This is a genomic window from Bradyrhizobium sp. LB13.1, assembly GCF_054056815.1.
Window position 1 is genome coordinate 2628227 of sequence record NZ_JBSRYQ010000001.1, and the last position, 14782, is coordinate 2643008.

At 62.5% G+C, this 14782-nt stretch carries 19 protein-coding genes and 1 pseudogene; 9 read left to right on the forward strand and 11 right to left on the reverse strand.

All coding sequences use genetic code 11. The features are described from left to right. Positions 1-20 precede the first annotated feature (20 nt). The 3 genes from ACVWYI_RS12465 to ACVWYI_RS12475 all read right to left on the reverse strand — a co-directional run bounded on the left by ACVWYI_RS12465 (position 21) and on the right by ACVWYI_RS12475 (position 1521). The gene (locus ACVWYI_RS12465; RefSeq protein ID WP_456662167.1) at positions 21-479 is read right to left on the reverse strand and encodes a YidB family protein; all 459 of its coding nucleotides are present in this window, start codon (positions 477-479) and stop codon (positions 21-23) included. A gap of 71 nt (positions 480-550) precedes the next feature. Beyond that, positions 551-1165 carry a general stress protein gene (locus ACVWYI_RS12470; protein WP_456662168.1) on the reverse strand — a complete coding sequence of 205 codons (615 nt, stop codon included), beginning with the start codon at positions 1163-1165 and terminating at the stop codon, positions 551-553. A gap of 35 nt (positions 1166-1200) precedes the next feature. Then, a complete protein-coding gene (locus ACVWYI_RS12475) occupies positions 1201-1521 on the reverse strand; it encodes a hypothetical protein (protein ID WP_456662169.1) in 321 nt (106 codons plus the stop codon). A 393-nt stretch (positions 1522-1914) separates the two neighbouring features. Between ACVWYI_RS12475 and ACVWYI_RS12480 the strand changes: the two genes are divergently transcribed. Next, positions 1915-2100 carry a DUF3606 domain-containing protein gene (locus ACVWYI_RS12480; RefSeq protein WP_106946902.1) on the forward strand — a complete coding sequence of 62 codons (186 nt, stop codon included), beginning with the start codon at positions 1915-1917 and terminating at the stop codon, positions 2098-2100. Positions 2101-2134: 34 nt separating this feature from the next. On the opposite strand, the pseudogene ACVWYI_RS12485 reads toward ACVWYI_RS12480, so the two are convergent. Further along, a pseudogene (locus ACVWYI_RS12485) lies at positions 2135-3029 on the reverse strand (3'-5' exonuclease). A gap of 983 nt (positions 3030-4012) precedes the next feature. On the opposite strand from ACVWYI_RS12485, the gene ACVWYI_RS12490 reads away from it, so the two are divergent. The 3 genes from ACVWYI_RS12490 (at position 4013) to ACVWYI_RS12500 (ending at position 6241) form a co-directional block, all read left to right on the forward strand. Further along, a complete protein-coding gene (locus ACVWYI_RS12490; protein ID WP_247431434.1) occupies positions 4013-4210 on the forward strand; it encodes a hypothetical protein in 198 nt (65 codons plus the stop codon). Positions 4211-4404: 194 nt separating this feature from the next. Beyond that, entirely contained in the window at positions 4405-5790 is a 1386-nt protein-coding gene (locus tag ACVWYI_RS12495) for an adenylate/guanylate cyclase domain-containing protein (RefSeq protein ID WP_456662170.1), read from the forward strand. Beyond that, positions 5720-6241 carry a tetratricopeptide repeat protein gene (locus ACVWYI_RS12500; RefSeq protein WP_456662171.1) on the forward strand — a complete coding sequence of 174 codons (522 nt, stop codon included), beginning with the start codon at positions 5720-5722 and terminating at the stop codon, positions 6239-6241. Before ACVWYI_RS12495 ends, ACVWYI_RS12500 begins: the two co-directional genes overlap by 71 nt. A gap of 94 nt (positions 6242-6335) precedes the next feature. Here ACVWYI_RS12500 and ACVWYI_RS12505 read toward each other — a convergent pair whose 3' ends face one another. From ACVWYI_RS12505 to ACVWYI_RS12525, 5 genes are all read right to left on the reverse strand, one after another. Continuing rightward, the gene (locus ACVWYI_RS12505) at positions 6336-7085 is read right to left on the reverse strand and encodes a type II toxin-antitoxin system VapC family toxin (RefSeq protein ID WP_456662172.1); all 750 of its coding nucleotides are present in this window, start codon (positions 7083-7085) and stop codon (positions 6336-6338) included. A gap of 5 nt (positions 7086-7090) precedes the next feature. Next, the gene (locus tag ACVWYI_RS12510) at positions 7091-7588 is read right to left on the reverse strand and encodes a hypothetical protein (RefSeq protein ID WP_456662173.1); all 498 of its coding nucleotides are present in this window, start codon (positions 7586-7588) and stop codon (positions 7091-7093) included. Between the two features lie 5 nt (positions 7589-7593). Next, complete coding sequence (ligD, locus tag ACVWYI_RS12515; protein ID WP_456662174.1) at positions 7594-9411, reverse strand: DNA ligase D; 1818 nt, start codon at positions 9409-9411, stop codon at positions 7594-7596. A gap of 119 nt (positions 9412-9530) precedes the next feature. Continuing rightward, entirely contained in the window at positions 9531-9833 is a 303-nt protein-coding gene (locus ACVWYI_RS12520) for a hypothetical protein (protein ID WP_456662175.1), read from the reverse strand. 12 nt (positions 9834-9845) lie between these two features. Beyond that, complete coding sequence (locus ACVWYI_RS12525; RefSeq protein WP_456662176.1) at positions 9846-10064, reverse strand: PF20097 family protein; 219 nt, start codon at positions 10062-10064, stop codon at positions 9846-9848. Positions 10065-10556: 492 nt separating this feature from the next. Here ACVWYI_RS12525 and ACVWYI_RS12530 point away from each other — a divergent pair, with 492 nt between their 5' ends. Next, positions 10557-10787, forward strand: a complete 231-nt coding sequence (locus ACVWYI_RS12530) for a hypothetical protein (protein ID WP_456662177.1) — start codon at positions 10557-10559, stop codon at positions 10785-10787. Between the two features lie 116 nt (positions 10788-10903). Next, the gene (locus tag ACVWYI_RS12535; protein WP_456662178.1) at positions 10904-11119 is read left to right on the forward strand and encodes a hypothetical protein; all 216 of its coding nucleotides are present in this window, start codon (positions 10904-10906) and stop codon (positions 11117-11119) included. A 10-nt stretch (positions 11120-11129) separates the two neighbouring features. Here ACVWYI_RS12535 and ACVWYI_RS12540 read toward each other — a convergent pair whose 3' ends face one another. After that, complete coding sequence (locus ACVWYI_RS12540; protein WP_456662179.1) at positions 11130-11312, reverse strand: hypothetical protein; 183 nt, start codon at positions 11310-11312, stop codon at positions 11130-11132. 247 nt (positions 11313-11559) lie between these two features. Between ACVWYI_RS12540 and ACVWYI_RS12545 the strand changes: the two genes are divergently transcribed. The 3 genes from ACVWYI_RS12545 (at position 11560) to ACVWYI_RS12555 (ending at position 13907) form a co-directional block, all read left to right on the forward strand. Further along, positions 11560-11979: a CopG family transcriptional regulator gene (locus tag ACVWYI_RS12545; RefSeq protein WP_456664515.1), complete on the forward strand. Its 420-nt coding sequence runs from the start codon at positions 11560-11562 to the stop codon at positions 11977-11979. A 4-nt stretch (positions 11980-11983) separates the two neighbouring features. After that, on the forward strand, positions 11984-13183 hold the full coding sequence (locus tag ACVWYI_RS12550) for an extracellular catalytic domain type 1 short-chain-length polyhydroxyalkanoate depolymerase (RefSeq protein WP_456662180.1): 1200 nt from the start codon (positions 11984-11986) through the stop codon (positions 13181-13183). A gap of 259 nt (positions 13184-13442) precedes the next feature. Beyond that, positions 13443-13907, forward strand: coding sequence for a hypothetical protein (locus ACVWYI_RS12555; protein WP_456662181.1), 465 nt, complete (start codon positions 13443-13445; stop codon positions 13905-13907). A 167-nt stretch (positions 13908-14074) separates the two neighbouring features. Here the strand turns inward: ACVWYI_RS12555 and ACVWYI_RS12560 are convergent, their stop codons facing one another. Then, positions 14075-14614 carry a PepSY domain-containing protein gene (locus ACVWYI_RS12560; protein WP_456662182.1) on the reverse strand — a complete coding sequence of 180 codons (540 nt, stop codon included), beginning with the start codon at positions 14612-14614 and terminating at the stop codon, positions 14075-14077. Between the last annotated feature and the right edge of the window lie 168 nt (positions 14615-14782).

Below are 14782 nucleotides of genomic sequence, written 5' to 3' on the forward strand. Positions count from 1 at the left end.
TTTCCTCGAACCTTACGATGTTATCCTACCGACGGAGTCGGAAGACGTCCGTCAGGCGTGTACTTGTCCACCGCTGTCGGAAGCTCGCGCGATAATCGGTCGAGGATCTCCTGCTGAGACAGGCCGGTCTGCTGCTCCAGTTTTTGAAGAACGTCCGGACCGATAGCCTGCTGGAGTTCGAGCGGGGTGACTTCGCGGTTTGGCCCCTGATTGATCCAGGATTGAGCCGCATCGCCCTGTCCATTCTGCTTGAAGTGCTCGAGCAATTCGCCGATCCCGCCGTTCAGGAGCGAACCCACGCCGCCGCCTCCCACAAGGCCGCCAAGATTGCCGAGCATCCCGCTCAACGAGTCCTTGGCACCCGCCGGCTGACCGGAGGTCGCATTGCGAAACATGTCCGCCAGCTTGTCCCGATTTTCGTAACCGGCGATTGCGAGCATACCCAGGAGGGCGGTCATCGATGGCATTCCGCGGCTCATTTTCGGCTCCTGAGTTCGATGATCATCGTGAAGAAAATGGCGGCCCGCCTGGTGTGCGGGCCGCCGGGTATTCATCGCATTCCGGTCCCGTAGAGTTGGCGTTCTCTGCGGACCTCCTCCGCCCCGTAAGGCTGGGCGGAGGGATCGTAGCTCTTCCACCCGGCCTTCTGCCAGGCTGCGCTCCGGTCGCGCAGATTGACGGCGGACTGGTTCAGGATCGCTTCGTATCGCGCGCGGTCCGCATCCGGCACACGAGCCGAAACCAGCGTGCCGCCGCGCCTCACACCTTCGGCATAGAGTGGTGCTTCCTCATCGGATACGCCGGCCTGCGTCAACGCCCCGACGGCTCCACCCGTCGCGCCGCCGGCAACGGCACCGAGCGCAGTCGACGCGAGCCATCCGGCCGCCACGACAGGACCAAGGCCGGGGATAGCCAACAACCCAAGGCCCGCGAGCAGGCCCGCAGCGCCGCCCAAACCTGCGCCGACGCCGGCTCCCGTAGCCGCACCTTCCGCCCGATCGTCAACCCCATCGCGATCGACCTTCTTGTCGGTGCTGTACCAGTTGTCCGAATTGTTCGCGACGATGCTTAAATTCGAATGCGGCACGCCCGCGGCCTCCAGGCTCGTCACCGCGCGTTGCGCATCGGAATAGTTGTCGTAAAGACGTGAAATCGTAATGGTCATCTTGAATCCCTCTAAATCTTCGCTGCTGCGCGAGGCTATTTGGCCGCGTTGACGTTGCCCTGGAAATCCAGGCTCACATTGGATGAGGCGCCGCCTTTACTGGCCTTTCCGCGCCAAACGCCGTTGTCGTCCTTCTTCAGCGATGTGACGTTCGTGTAGCCCGCGTCCTCGATCTTGGATTTGGCCTGGCCCTCGGTGAAGCTGTTGGCGCCTGCAACCGGCTTGCTGGAATTGTTCTGGCCGGAACTGTTGACCGCATTATTGTTGGGCCGATCGGCAGCCGGCGGCTTTTGCGCAAACGACGGGCCGGCGAGTAGCGAGGCCGCCGTCAGTAGAAGAAGTAATTTATTGTTCATTTCGTCCTCCAGTAGTGGCACGGCACAACAGGTGCTGGCCCGAGAAGTTCCAAGTTTTCCCGGTCCGGTCGGCTTGGGTGGAGGGGTCCTCAGGGCATCTACAAGATGGCAGCGGGCGCCGCCGTGTACCGCGCGAAGTCTGTGTCCTCGTTCTCATGATGCCGAACAGTGCTGACTCTCTACATCATCCGTTTGGTCCGACTAGGCGCAACCACTCCTGGAAAGCATCGAAGCAGCCGCGACAGGAGGTGCTAGATACACCCGTCGAGTGACGCCCATGCAGGCCGGTCCATCGCGGTTGGTGCGCAGCCGCGCTGGGATAGAGGGACCGTTGCGGAACCTGCGAATCCTTAAAGCGTTGCACTGCCATCAGATTCGCAGAAGGAGGACTTGATGGCAGCCGCGAAGAAGAAGACCGCACGAGGACGTAAGCAGGACCGGGCGCGCGTCGCCGGCGGGCAGAAGCACGAAGTCGGCTATGAGGCGAAGAAGACCGGACGGTCCGCGCCCGCGGTCAAGAAGGCGGTCAAGAAAGTCGGGAATTCCCGCAAGCGAGTTGAGAAGCGTCTCGGGCGCTGATGCGCAGGCGGCGGCTTCTTCCGAGCTGCCGGCCTCAGATCCGGCTGGAAAAGCGCGTGAAAGCGGTCAGCGTCTGCAGGCGCGGCTCCACGTCGCGGAGATAGATCTCTGACCGGAGAAATGCGAGCTCCGCGTCGAGCGTGGACTCGCAGACGTCGACGTACCAGGACTTAGGGCGCCCATCTGTGCCGTCGCTCCAGCGATAGCCGCGGCTCTTCAGCGAATAGTTCGAACGGCGACTGTTCGGCCCAGATGCGGATGGTCTTCTTTCGTGCGGTCTCGAGCAGGACGGCGAGCGCGGGCGCGCCGGTCGTCGGTAGGTCGAAGTCCAAAATCTCGACCAGCGCGTGACAGTCGTCAACCGCGCGGTGCGCTTGGTGGAAGTAGCCGGCGCCATTCAGAAGGTAGCCGAGTTTCGCTCCATCGAAGCCGTGCTGCCGCCAATCGACCTCAGTCGCGGAGCATGCCCACGCCTTCCGCTCGAAGACGGGCCAGTAGCGCTCGGAAAATTTGCGATCAAACCCGCTGTTGTGCGCAATGACGATGACCACGGAAGCATCGACGAAGGCGTTCACGGCTGCCTCGTCGATCTTGTGGCCCGCCACCATGTCGGCGGTGATGCCGGTAAGCGCCGTGATCTCGGCCGGGATCGGCTCGGACGGCTCATTGAAGGCGGAGAACGTGTCCCTGACATCAACGATGCGCCCCTCCGGCGTGTAGCCGAACTTGACCATGCCGAGCTCGATGAGTTCGTCTTTGCGGTGGTCGAGGCCGGTGGTCTCGGTGTCGAGCAGGATGCCGATCCTCAATTCCTGTCCGGACACCGCCGTCGACCTCGGGCGCGGCACCAGGCGGCGGAGCACCCGGTAGTCGCTCGATCGGCCTAGTGCCTCGGCCATCGCGGCCAGATCCGATTCGTCTTGAAACATCTCTTCTCATGGTGAGCCGAACCGGTACCCCGAGCCCCAGAATACCGGGGAGGCCGGTCGGGAGATACCTGAAAGACGAGCAATTCACGGGCTTTTCGGAAGTGTCGGTGCAGTTGGACTCCGTTGCGGGCCGCTCGCGCAAGGGCTATCGATCGCGAGCGCTCCGGAGGTCCCGCGCCGATGAATGGGGCGGATCGGGGCCGGCACTCCGGACGGCTGGACAGGGTCCGCGTATGGTTGCCGACCCCGGATTGCTACGGTCCCACTGGTGCGTGCTCGTTTACGATCTGCAACTATATTTGTATCCATGGATCTCGAGTATGACCCCAAGCGCGAGGCCGTCGCGGCGAGGAAGCTTGCCGCCGAAGCCAACGGCGCAGAGCGGCAGAGATGGATCACCGCCGCGCTGGCGTGGTCAGAACTCACTCGCCTCCGGGGGTCTGCCGAGGGCAACCTGGCGGAAGAGTCGCCTACGTGGCAGCTCGTTGCCGGTGCAAGGCGCTACGCCTTCCCCCACCCCCTCTCAGGCTGCTAGGTCCGCGTTCAGGGGCAAGTGCGATGCCGCACCCGTCTACGACCTCAATTCCTCGCTGGTGAGGCTAACACCACCGGCAGAGGCCCTCCGACCAGACTGCCGCGTGCGCAGCATCATTTCGGCACTGAGCTTGGGCCGACTGCGACGACGACCCGCTGCGCAACCCGATCGACGGCTCGCTGCGGCCCTTCGGAGCGGTAGGTCCTTCGCTGCGCGCGGACTTTGCCTCAAGCAGTGGAACGGGCTCGGCCGGCCACGGTAGATGCGGCGGGCCCCGCGCGAATGAACGGCCTGCGTGGCTCCGCCCTCAAGCCCCCCAGCCCCCAAAAGGCGGGGCCACGCTCATTCCTCCTCATCCTCCCGCAGAATTTTTCGTCATCAGTAACTTGCGTGAATCCCGGTGTGGGCGGTTCATGCAGGATCGCGCTTTCGCTGGTGGAGACCTCCAATGTTCGATGCTGAAACCACCGCGCTTTTGCGCGCGGTCCTCGACGAGGTGTGCGAGAGCGTGTCACGTTACGAGACCTCTGCCCGCACCCGCGTCGCCTCCATGATCCTCGAAGCCGCCAGCAAGGGCGAGACATCGGTCGACGGGCTGAAGGAGATCGGCAGGAGTGCACTTCGCGACCCGATCGTGCGGAACTAACCTGCTCCCGGCGAGCCGCGAGTCGTCATGGGCCGGCAAGAAGCGCCCGCCCGGCGCCACCAAACTACGGTGCTTAGTCAAAAATCTGCGCTGACTCAGGGCGCTATGACGTCCGCTCTGCTTCTGATATCCGGCGGCATCTCACCAGAGGTCAGACTTAGGTCCGGACCGGACACCTCGAGTTCGTCCAAGATGTGAAATTCCTTGGCAGCCGCAGCCAACTGCGTAGACTGGCCGCGATCATCCAGGAGGGCGACTTGGCGATCGACCGGCACATCCGACGGTTGACCACTATCCTGGCGGCCGATGCAGTCGGCTACAGTCGGCTTGTGGGCAGTGACGAGGAAGGTACGCTCGATCGCCTCCGGGACCTTCGCAAGGACTTGATCGATCCCGCCATCACTGCCCATCGAGGTCGCATCGTCAAAACTACTGGAGACGGTTTGCTGGCCGAGTTCGCGTCGGTTGTGGATGCGGTTCGTACGGCGATCAATGTGCAGCGGGCCTTGGCCGGGAGCAACGCCGACCTAGCGCCGGACAAGCGCATTGAATTCCGCATCGGCATCAATGTTGGTGACGTGGTCGTGGAGGAAGACGGCGATCTCATGGGAGATGCGGTCAATGTGGCGGCGCGGTTGGAGGGGATTGCCGAGCCTGGCGGTATTTGCCTGTCCAGTGCCGCCTATGACCAGGTACGTGGCAAGATCGATATCGCGGCGCAAGATCGCGGCCGCCACAAATTGAAGAATATCGCCGGGCCAGTCCAAGTCTATACGCTATCGCCCACCCGCTCGGTAGCAACGGCGCCGGACAACGCCATCGCACCGCGGCTCTCTATCGTCGTCCTGCCCTTCGTCAACCTCAATGGCGACAGCGAGCAGGACTACTTCGTCGATGGTGTAACCGAAAGTCTGACAACCGACCTATCCCGCATTCCTGGAGCTTTCGTCATAGCTCGCAACACGGCCTTCACCTTCAAAGGCAAGCCAGTGGACGTCCGGGTGATCGGCCGCGAACTTGGCGTTCGATACGTGATGGAAGGGAGCGTGCAGGGCGGCGCTGACCGCGTTCGCGTCAACGCGCAGCTTATCGACACAGAAACCGGCGCACACCTTTGGGCCGAACGTTTCGACAAGCCGCGCGCCGACATTTTCGACATGCAAGATGAGATCACCACGCGGCTCGCTCGGACTGTGGGCATCGAGCTCGTTGCTGCCGAAGGCCGCCGGGCCGAGCGCGAACGGCCAAACAACATGGATGCCGTAGATCTAGCTATGCGCGGTTGGGCGATCCTCAACCAACCCTTGTCGCTGCGCCGCGACCGTGCGGCGTGTGACCTGTTCGACGAAGCGCTCAAGTTGGACGCCCAAAACGTCGAGGCGTTGATCGGTGTTGCGTTCTATCATGGCAACGAACTTCGCACGTTCGCCTCGATCAATCGGGACGAGCAACTACGAATCGCGCTTACCGCGATCACTCGGGCACTGACGCTGGCTCCTAGCAACGCTCTTGCCCATTTTGTTCCACGCCAACGTCCTGCATGTCTCGGGCGCGACAGAACGAGCGCTCAGCGAGCTTGAGTTCGCAATCGGGCTGGATCACAATCTGGCCTGGGCGCACGCCGACGCAGGCTTCATGAAGGTGCTACTCGGGCGCGCGGAAGAAGCAGAAGCTAGTCTCACAAACGCAATCCGACTCAGCCCGCGTGATCCCGGACTGGATCGCTGGCACGCCCTGCTTGGGATTGCGGATCTGTTCCTCGGCCGGCTCGACTCTGCCCTGGACCGGCTACGTAAATCGGTCGGATTGAATCCTAACGTCGGCATGCCTCATTTTTTCCTGGCGGCGGCCTCAGCCCTCAGCGGTCGCGCTACGGAGGCGCGAGAAGCGCGGAATGCCGGCCTCCGGCTCGACCCGAACTTCACCGTCGCCAGATTTCGCAACGAACGCCGCAGTGAAAACCCGACTTTCCTGGCGCAGCGCGAGCGCATCTACGAGGGCCTACGCTTGGCAGGTGTGCCGGAGGGGTAGGCTCGCCGCGAGACTGTCACGTCCAGCTTAGGTCACAAGTCGCCGCTGAAGGTAAGTTCGAGTTTGACTTAGGGAGCCGAGGTTTACGAGTACCCTAGCTGAGGCTGATGCCTCGAGCTACCAGGCTCGCGTCCAAGTGCGCCTGATCGACACATCGTTGCACTGGTCCCGGGTAGTCCCGCTCTACCCAGGGCGCATCGGCGAAGCGAACCTGATCGATCTTCGAGAGCCGAAGGCAGATCCAGCTGGCTTGGAGAGGACGCCTGATGCTCGAACCGGCCTCCACAAGGAGGGCGAATGCGCGCTCCTCGCCGGCGGCGTGGCCCAGTATGTAGGGGCAGACCGTCTGGCGTTGGCCGGCATTGGTCACGTGCACGGGCCGGCGTTCAAGAAGCGCCGCTCGGAGCGCAGTGAAGACGTCGCTGTGGCCTGCGCTCACGATCTGAAACGGTCGCTTGGGACCGCGGAGGGGTCGGTACGCGGCGAAGTCAGGGTTGAACGTCGCTGCTCGGCTGATCCCCAGGCGCTCCATCAGCGCAAAACTCGTTCGGTCGATGAAGGAAAAGCTCTCGTCCCGAAACCTTGCCTCAATCTCCGAAGCCGCATCCAGATCGGCGCGCACGACGGGTTCGACCCGAACTCCGCTGTCGCGCAGCCGCTCCCAGAAGCTTTCCGCCACGTCCTTTCCGAATTTGGCCTTGAGCAGTTGCCACGTCTCGGTCAGCACCAGGTCGGTGGTAAGGTGCTGGTCGATGCTTTGGAGGATCGACTTGGCGCGCCCATTCTGAGCGTCCCGCTTGGCGGCGGCGGCAAACCAAACCGAGCTGTCAACGAACGCACTCATGCGCGTCACTCCTGAACCGGGTACTCCCAAATCTCGCGCTTCGGCACGTTGGCCTCAACCCATTCCTTCGCGCCCTCTTTGGAAACAAAGAGCCTGACCCAATCGGCATCTCCCACGTCTCGGGAGCCCGGATCCGGCGAGTAGAGCCAGACCGATCCTTCGGCTCGGCCGCCGTCCACTTGGTATTCCCAGGCCACGCCTTCAGGGTCATTTTCCTTGAACCACCTGTCGGCCGCATCGGCAGACGCAAACACCTTTATCCACCCGGGCTCGCCTATCGCGCGCGTTTTGCCGTCCTGGTAGTCGTCGAGGTAGAGCCATACGGTTCTGCCCTCGCGGCGAGCCTCGTCATGGTAGGGGACAACCTCGTTCACCCTCTGCCGGTCGGACCGATCGGCCTCAGGCAGGGACATTACCGCGGCGTAGAGTTCGGCAGGAATGCCGCGCCTGTCGCCAGGAGGCTTGTAGCGCCATTCCACCCATTGATCGAATGCATCTGACATATGGCTTACCTTCTCGAGTTGGCACGGAATGGACTGTCCATGGTGAAGGCGTCCGGCGCGATCCCGCTCTCGATCCGCTTCCAGGTCACGGGCGCAGCGATCGGAAATCCCTCACGGGCGCGCGGGGAATAGGTGCCGATCGCCGTCGTCCCGCGGCCGTTGCGCAGATAATCGAGGAAGATACGATCGCGACGCTTTGCCTGCGCAGACAGCAGGTAGCGGTCTGGATGGCGCGCTGCGAGGGCGGAGACGAGCTGATGCGCGATCCGATGCGCCTTGTCGTGCAGCACCGGCTGAACCAGCGGCGCCATCAGATGAATTCCGTTGCCGCCGGTGAGCTTGGGCCAGGCCTCGAACCCCTCGCGTTTCATCAGGATGCGCAGATCGAGCGAGGTCTCCACGACGGCCTCCCAGGTGACACCCTCGCCGGGATCAAGGTCGATCACGATGCGGTCGGCATGTTCGAAGTCCTCGGCGGTCGCATTCCACGGGTGCAGCTCGACAGCGCCGATCTCGACGAGACCAAGGAGGCCATCGAGGCTGTCGACCCACAGGCGAGTGCCTTGGCCGCCCTCGCGCTTCTGAATGTGGAGCTGGTGCACGGTGGCCGGAATGTCCTTCGGCAGCAGCCCCTTGTGATAGAAGGTCGTGCCGTGCACGTGACGCACCAGCTTGAGCGGACGATGCCCAAGGTGCGGCAGCGCCTTCTTCCAGACCCGGGTCCAATATTCTGCGAGTTGTTCTTTAGACGGAGCAACGGCTTCGGGCAGAAGCTGCAGGATGTTCTCTCGGGGGACGCCCAGCTTCGGCCGGCCCGCGACGGACGGCACCAGCCGCGGCGCCTTGACCTTGCGCACCGTAAGATCATCGCGGAAGCCCTTGAACACAGCTTCGCGGAGCAAGCCATCATCGGTCAGCGCGCCATATTGGACCTCGATCTCGAGGGTCGGCTCAACCCAGGTCGCCTTCGGCTTTTTGACCGCCATATGGAGCGGAGAAGTCTTGCGGATCAACGGATCAAGCCGCTCGCGTAATTCGCGCGCGGTCGTCTCGGTGTAGCCGGTACGCACCTTGCCGGCGTAGAGCAGCTTGCCGTTCTCGCGCCGGCCGACGTAGAGCGAGGCGACCTTGCGCGGGCGGGCCCCAAGCTTCTCCACGAAGGCGACGATCGGAAAGGTCTCGCTCTTCTTGCACTTGAGCTTGATCCAGCTCTCCTGCCGACCCGAGCGGTACGGCTGGCCCAGCCGCTTGGCGACCAGACCTTCGAGGCCCAGTTTGCACCCTTTGTCGAAGATCACGTGGCCGTCGGCCGCAAGCGCCTCGACGTAAATGAAGGTTTCCGGTGCGTCCTTCAGAAGCCGCTGCAGCAGGCGCTTGCGATCCTCATACACGACGCCACGCAAATCGTAGCCATCGAGGTACAGGAGATCAAACGCGTGGTAGCGCACACGCTCGCTGCGCTTGGAGCCGAGCTCGCGCCTCAGCTGCTGGAAGTCCGGCAATCCGCCACCGCCGTACACAACGGCCTCACCGTCGATGATCGCGCTGTTTGCTTTGAGCTGGTGGGCAGCTGCGGCGATCGAGGAGAATTGTTCCGTCCAGTCCAGGCCGGTACGTGAATAGACCTTGGCATCCCCATCTCGGAGGTGCAGCTGCGCGCGGTAGCCGTCGGCCTTGATCTCGTAGACCCAGTCTTCGCCGCGCGGCGGCTTCTCGCGCAAGGTGGGATCACACGGCTCGATGTAACCAGGAATAGCAGCTTTGACAGCGCCATGGACGCGCGATACCCCCAAACGAGACTGACGCAACGCCACAGCACACATGCCGATTCAACGCGGTCGCGCTGATTCGTTCCGTCCAGCCCGCTACCGCGGGCGCGAAGTTAATTCCAGTCTAGGAGGTCACGCCGAGGCGCTTCATGAGGCAAATGACGTGACGATGGCTAGGGCCGCTGCGCCCTTTCGATCGCTGCCTTTGCTTCTGCCAACGTGCAGCCATTCGCGGCGCGGTAAAGTGAAACTGCGCGGACCTTCTCGCCGGCTTTGAGCGCGTCCTCTATTTCCGTCGAACCACACAGCGGTTCATAGCTCACACCGCCTTGCTTCAATAACAAATCGAGCTTTGCTTCAACTCTCTCCAGCGAGACCAGTCGCCGCTGCAGGCCTGTCACTTGCACGCGAAAATAGAACGCCAGCCCCGTGACCATTGCGAGCACAAGGGCGGTAGATCCAGCGATCGTTTCCATGAAGCGCTCTCTTTAGTCGAGCGATCCTGCCTCTGCATACGATTCCAGATAGCCGCAGGCCGAGCACCGATAGGTGGTCACGGTAAGCGCCTTCCTGCCGAACATGAACGACTCGCGGTACGTGGCGGGCGGCCCTCCCGCAAACCAGAGCAACTGCCCACGCCCCAGACTGGGAATGAAGCCCTGCTCCATCGTCTTCTCGCATTTCGGGCAAGCTTTGTGCTCTGTCATTTCGGGATCGTAGACGGACCGCCGAACGTTACAAGCCTCGCAGGAGCGCCCGTTCGTCCGGGAGCTGGAGCAGATTCGGTCCCTGCCTCGTTTGCTGCCGGGCGGTTGACACTCCAGCGGCGCCTTGTCCCTTCGGCCCAAAGCGCAGGAACGTCTCCAGTTTCGTGTGTGTTGCCACGTAGGTGCGGAGAGCTCCGACCATGCTTGAAACGGATACCCTGCTGGTAAAATGCCCGAACTGCGGGGCATGGCCTATGGCCGCAAACCTTCCGAAAAGCATCCCACGGGAGGTGGAGGTCGAGTTCAGATGCTCCCGCTGCACTTACCACGAGGTGGGGCGTTTCCTACGAGCGAGGACACTGAAAGGGGACGAGCCTCACCGGGTGGCGTAGGCCGCAGGACCCGAAATCGCTCGGCCCGAATTTCTCGCGGAACGGCGATGCTCGCGCCGACTTGATGATCGGTGCGACGTCATTTCGGAGGAGAACGATCATGAAAACCATCTTCGCCACTGCCTGCCTGCTCGCAATTGCGTTGGTCTCGCCAGTGCAGGCCAAAGGATGCATCAAGGGCGCGATCGCGGGTGGTGTTGCGGGCCACATGGCGGGCCATGGGAAGCTCGGGGCGGTGGCCGGCTGCGCAATCGGGCATCATGAGGCCAACAAGCAGAATGCCAACAACGCCAACAACTCGAACGCCCAAGCGCCGTCCGGGCAGAAGTAGCGGGCCCAGGGGGCTGCCACGCGGGCCCGCTCGTCGCGAGCGAGTAAATCGACACAGATCCTCGGACCTGTCTTAGGCCAATCTGGAACCGATTAGCGCCCGTTGGATTGGTCGGCATGACCGAGCGAGTTCCATACGAAAGCAGCAATGGTGACGTGTGGGCGCTGACGCGAAATCCACGAACGAATACCCCCGTCGTGAAGCACCAGCCAAACATCAGCTCAGGCGGCCAGGTCTCCTACACGGATATCGGCGAATTCCTGCGTAGCGGCGCGGGGGGCCCGGAACGCCAGCAATTGCTGAAGTTGATCGATACCCTGCTGGACGGCTGAGAGAACACTCTCAGGCCGACCACCTGTCCTCCTCCCGGCGGGCTTCGTCGTCGTTGATGCGCTGGGCCAAGTCGGCAGCGATTTCAGGATCCTCAGTAGTGGCGATAGGCTCGCCGTCCTGCTTCTTGATCTTCTGTCCTTCGGCGGTCACCGGAAAATCATCGGGCTCCAACGGCTTCTTGGAAGTGGACATGTGTCTTCCTCCTGTTGCGACGATAGCACGCCCGAGCGAGTCCGGGATTTGTTCAGGGAAATGTACTGAGCCCGACGAAGCCGTCCGCCGCTCGGGAAGGTCGCGCAGCGGCAGCAGATCGCATCGGGGCTCGTAGGGCGCCGCAGCAGGCGGAGGAACATTTTGCTTTCCTGGCCTTGAAATGGTGCTGCAAACATCCATTTACCCTCCCGTCACCATCCGCTCGGATGGTCAAAATGGACGTGCCATGCCTGACAATGTACGCGAATTGCGATCCCGGACTCCCGACACGGAGAAGATCACGATCAACCTAGGCTATGTCTATCTCGGCCAAGTCGATCTCATGGTGCAGGAAGGGTTCTACTCGAACCGCACCGATTTCATCCGGACCGCGATCCGCAACCAGCTCGAGCGGCACGCAGACGTGGTCAAGCAGTCAACGGCCCGCAAAAGCCTGGATCTGGGGCTGCGTAATTATGCCCGCGTCGATCTCGAACGGGCGCGGCGCGCCGGGGAGATGCTGCACATAAATGTTCTCGGCCTGGCGACCATCGATCAAGACGTCACGCCGGAGCTTGCTCGCGCCACAATTGCCTCGGTCTCGGTGCTCGGTGCCCTTCATGCCACTCCCGCGGTCAAGGCCGCTCTCGCCGACCGAACGAGATGAAACGATGCTGAATCCAGACATGGTTCGCGAAGCGACTCACCTCACACGCGCCGGCCAACTGGTCGAAGCCACTGCACTGCTGCAGCGAATGCTGCGCGGCGACGGCGGCCCCGCAGCGACAAGGGGAAATACTGTGTCTGTCGAGCCTGCGAGCCTTGAGCCGCCGACACTCGAGCTGAAGGCCAATGTCATCGAGGAGAGGGAGAGCGGGCCGTCCACGCAAGCCACGCCTGCAAAACGACACAAAGGCCTCGCGCCCTTCGGCGCCATGAAAGATCTCTCCGGGTTCGGCATGCCAGGTCCGGTCGGGCGCACTCCAATGTCCAAAGCGGATATTGCACCGGACGGCACAAGGTTCGTCTCTGCCACCTTCACCAACGCGGCGGGAAGTCGGACCTACAAGCTGTTCATCCCCAGCCGCACTCATGAAGGACCGCGTCCCCTCATCGTCATGCTTCACGGCTGCACCCAGTCACCGGACGATTTCGCCGCCGGTACCCGGATGAATTTTCTGGCGGACGAGCGGAATTGCTTTGTTGTCTATCCGGAGCAGCCACGCGGTGCCAACCATGCGAAATGCTGGAACTGGTTTCGCACGGGGGACCAGCAGCGGGATAGCGGCGAGCCTTCGCTGATAGCAGGCATCACCCGCACGATCATGCGGAATCATGATATCGATCCCAAGCGCGTCTACGCCGCAGGCCTGTCGGCCGGCGGCGCCGCCGCAGCCATCATGGGTGCGACGTACCCCGACCTATATGCCGCCGTCGGCGTCCACTCCGGCCTGGCCTGCGGGGCTGCCAGCGACCTTTCGTCTGCACTGGCCGCTATGCGGCAGGGCAGCGCTGGACCGACCGGGACGGCTGGCGTGTCGGTGCCGACCATCGTCTTCCATGGCGATCGCGACAGCACGGTGCATCCGAGCAATGCTGACCGTATCCTCCATGGGTCGGGCGAAGATGCGAGCCTGAGGACGAAGATTCTTCGCGGGCGAGTACCTGAGGGGCACGCGTATACCCGCACTATCCTCACCGATGGAGGTGGCTTGGACGTGTCCGAGCACTGGAGCGTCCACGGGGCCGCCCATGCCTGGTCGGGAGGCAGTCCTGCCGGGTCCTATACGGATCCGCGGGGGCCGGACGCGACTAGGGAGATGCTGCGTTTCTTCCTCGAGCATTCGCATGCAAGCTTCACGCGAAGATAGCGGCGGCCTGAATGTCCAGTGGCAGATGGCCGCTCCCACGAGCGCTGTTCGGCGAAGCTCGTCTACTCAGGAACCGGAGGAGGTATCACCGTCGCCTTTCCGGGATCTCGCGGCGGACGAGACCGAGCTGACCAGGTTCGTCCCAATGGTCTCCACGACGAAAACGAGTAGCTCGCGCGCTTTCGATCGACAGCAACAGGCGTCTGGAACGTAATTGGCGTTCCGGCTTTTTGCTCCGTGATAGTCGGAGGGAAGTGCGATGAAATCGATGAGCGCTCTCGCATTGGCAGTTGTTGTCTCGACAGCGACGGTCTCGGCTCAGCCGGTGCGATGGACCAAGTACACTATTCCTCAGACCGGCACCTCGATGGATTTTCCATCTTCGATCTTCACGGAAGGAGCTGGCAGACCCGACGGCTACGGGCAACGGTTCCGAACCGCCGACGGACGTGCCGACATCACGATCCAGGCCGCGCCCAACGCCGAGAACGATTCACCCGCGGCCTTTCTCGCCAAAAAGCATCCGCCTTCACGCATTCAGTACAAGCGAGTGACACCACGGTTCTTTGCGGTCTCCAGCTACAGGGGCGACAAGGTATGGTACAACCGCTGCAACTTCTCGGGGCAGCTGATCCATTGCGTGTTGATCGACTATCCCGCAGAGGAAGAGCACGCCTGGGACAACATCGTCACTCGCATGAGCCTGTCGCTGAGCGGAAGGTAGCCGTCCTGCAGGGATCCTAGAAGAACATCTCCGCACGTCCCTTTCACAGGGTGCTCAGGTCGTCCGGCACGTCGCCGAACACGCGGATGACCTTGGCCTCGGGACGACCTGATACTCGCCGAGCAGCGCAGGCGCACCGTCGAATCGCATACTGGCCCGACAGCACGTTAGCGGTGCGTTGACTCGCGACGCCCGACCTTGGGCGGCTCGAGCAGCACTTCCTTCAATCGGTCTCCGGCGGCGACGACGACAACGAAATTGAGCTTGCCGTCCTGCTTCATCAGTCCGCCAGCGAGCGCTTTTCCCTCCGCCGCTATCTCTGCGACCCGCACCGCATCCGACAGCTCCTGCTTGATCCATTTCAGGGCGACGAGGTTGGCGAGATCTTCTCGATCGAGTTCCTTCAATGATGATGCAATCTCGTGCTGCGACACGCTCCCGGTTCTCGCATCTATCACATTCTCGTAGATATGCTCGTTCTTGACCGTGCGCACGCGGTAGACGGGCGGACCGGATATCTCGAAGTTGACGTCAGCGGTCTTTGAGCCATCGTGCAAGCGCTCGGCGATCGTCATCGCCTGTTCTAGCGGCACGCGGGCGGTATGGAACTGCTCGAGCACACGGCGGATGGCCGCTTCGTCGACATTCTCCTGCGTGGCAGCGCTTTGCTGGGCCGCGTCGGATGGAGCCCGGGTGATGTCGGCCATCGCTCCCGTCCCGGTCAGGGCGGCGGAGCAAACCATGGCCCTCGCTGTGTGAAAGCGCCAGTAAATTCAAGGCAATCAATAATAGCGATAAGCATTCACGCGCGGCAAAGCCGAGCGGCGGCGCACGCAGTCGGAGGAGAGTGTTGCGCGCTATCTCGCTCTTCTTGC

What these genes read in the sequence shown, in the direction of transcription:
- ACVWYI_RS12465 (WP_456662167.1), bottom strand. Translation starts at nt 479, where the DNA reads ATGAGCCGCGGAATGCCATCGATGACCGCCCTCCTGGGTATGCTCGCA.
- ACVWYI_RS12470 (WP_456662168.1), bottom strand. Translation starts at nt 1,165, where the DNA reads ATGACCATTACGATTTCACGTCTTTACGACAACTATTCCGATGCGCAA.
- ACVWYI_RS12475 (WP_456662169.1), bottom strand. Translation starts at nt 1,521, where the DNA reads ATGAACAATAAATTACTTCTTCTACTGACGGCGGCCTCGCTACTCGCC.
- ACVWYI_RS12480 (WP_106946902.1), top strand. Translation starts at nt 1,915, where the DNA reads ATGGCAGCCGCGAAGAAGAAGACCGCACGAGGACGTAAGCAGGACCGG.
- ACVWYI_RS12490 (WP_247431434.1), top strand. Translation starts at nt 4,013, where the DNA reads ATGTTCGATGCTGAAACCACCGCGCTTTTGCGCGCGGTCCTCGACGAG.
- ACVWYI_RS12505 (WP_456662172.1), bottom strand. Translation starts at nt 7,085, where the DNA reads ATGAGTGCGTTCGTTGACAGCTCGGTTTGGTTTGCCGCCGCCGCCAAG.
- ACVWYI_RS12510 (WP_456662173.1), bottom strand. Translation starts at nt 7,588, where the DNA reads ATGTCAGATGCATTCGATCAATGGGTGGAATGGCGCTACAAGCCTCCT.
- ligD (WP_456662174.1), bottom strand. Translation starts at nt 9,411, where the DNA reads ATGTGTGCTGTGGCGTTGCGTCAGTCTCGTTTGGGGGTATCGCGCGTC.
- ACVWYI_RS12520 (WP_456662175.1), bottom strand. Translation starts at nt 9,833, where the DNA reads ATGGAAACGATCGCTGGATCTACCGCCCTTGTGCTCGCAATGGTCACG.
- ACVWYI_RS12525 (WP_456662176.1), bottom strand. Translation starts at nt 10,064, where the DNA reads ATGACAGAGCACAAAGCTTGCCCGAAATGCGAGAAGACGATGGAGCAG.
- ACVWYI_RS12530 (WP_456662177.1), top strand. Translation starts at nt 10,557, where the DNA reads ATGAAAACCATCTTCGCCACTGCCTGCCTGCTCGCAATTGCGTTGGTC.
- ACVWYI_RS12535 (WP_456662178.1), top strand. Translation starts at nt 10,904, where the DNA reads ATGACCGAGCGAGTTCCATACGAAAGCAGCAATGGTGACGTGTGGGCG.
- ACVWYI_RS12540 (WP_456662179.1), bottom strand. Translation starts at nt 11,312, where the DNA reads ATGTCCACTTCCAAGAAGCCGTTGGAGCCCGATGATTTTCCGGTGACC.
- ACVWYI_RS12545 (WP_456664515.1), top strand. Translation starts at nt 11,560, where the DNA reads ATGCCTGACAATGTACGCGAATTGCGATCCCGGACTCCCGACACGGAG.
- ACVWYI_RS12550 (WP_456662180.1), top strand. Translation starts at nt 11,984, where the DNA reads ATGCTGAATCCAGACATGGTTCGCGAAGCGACTCACCTCACACGCGCC.
- ACVWYI_RS12555 (WP_456662181.1), top strand. Translation starts at nt 13,443, where the DNA reads ATGAAATCGATGAGCGCTCTCGCATTGGCAGTTGTTGTCTCGACAGCG.
- ACVWYI_RS12560 (WP_456662182.1), bottom strand. Translation starts at nt 14,614, where the DNA reads ATGGCCGACATCACCCGGGCTCCATCCGACGCGGCCCAGCAAAGCGCT.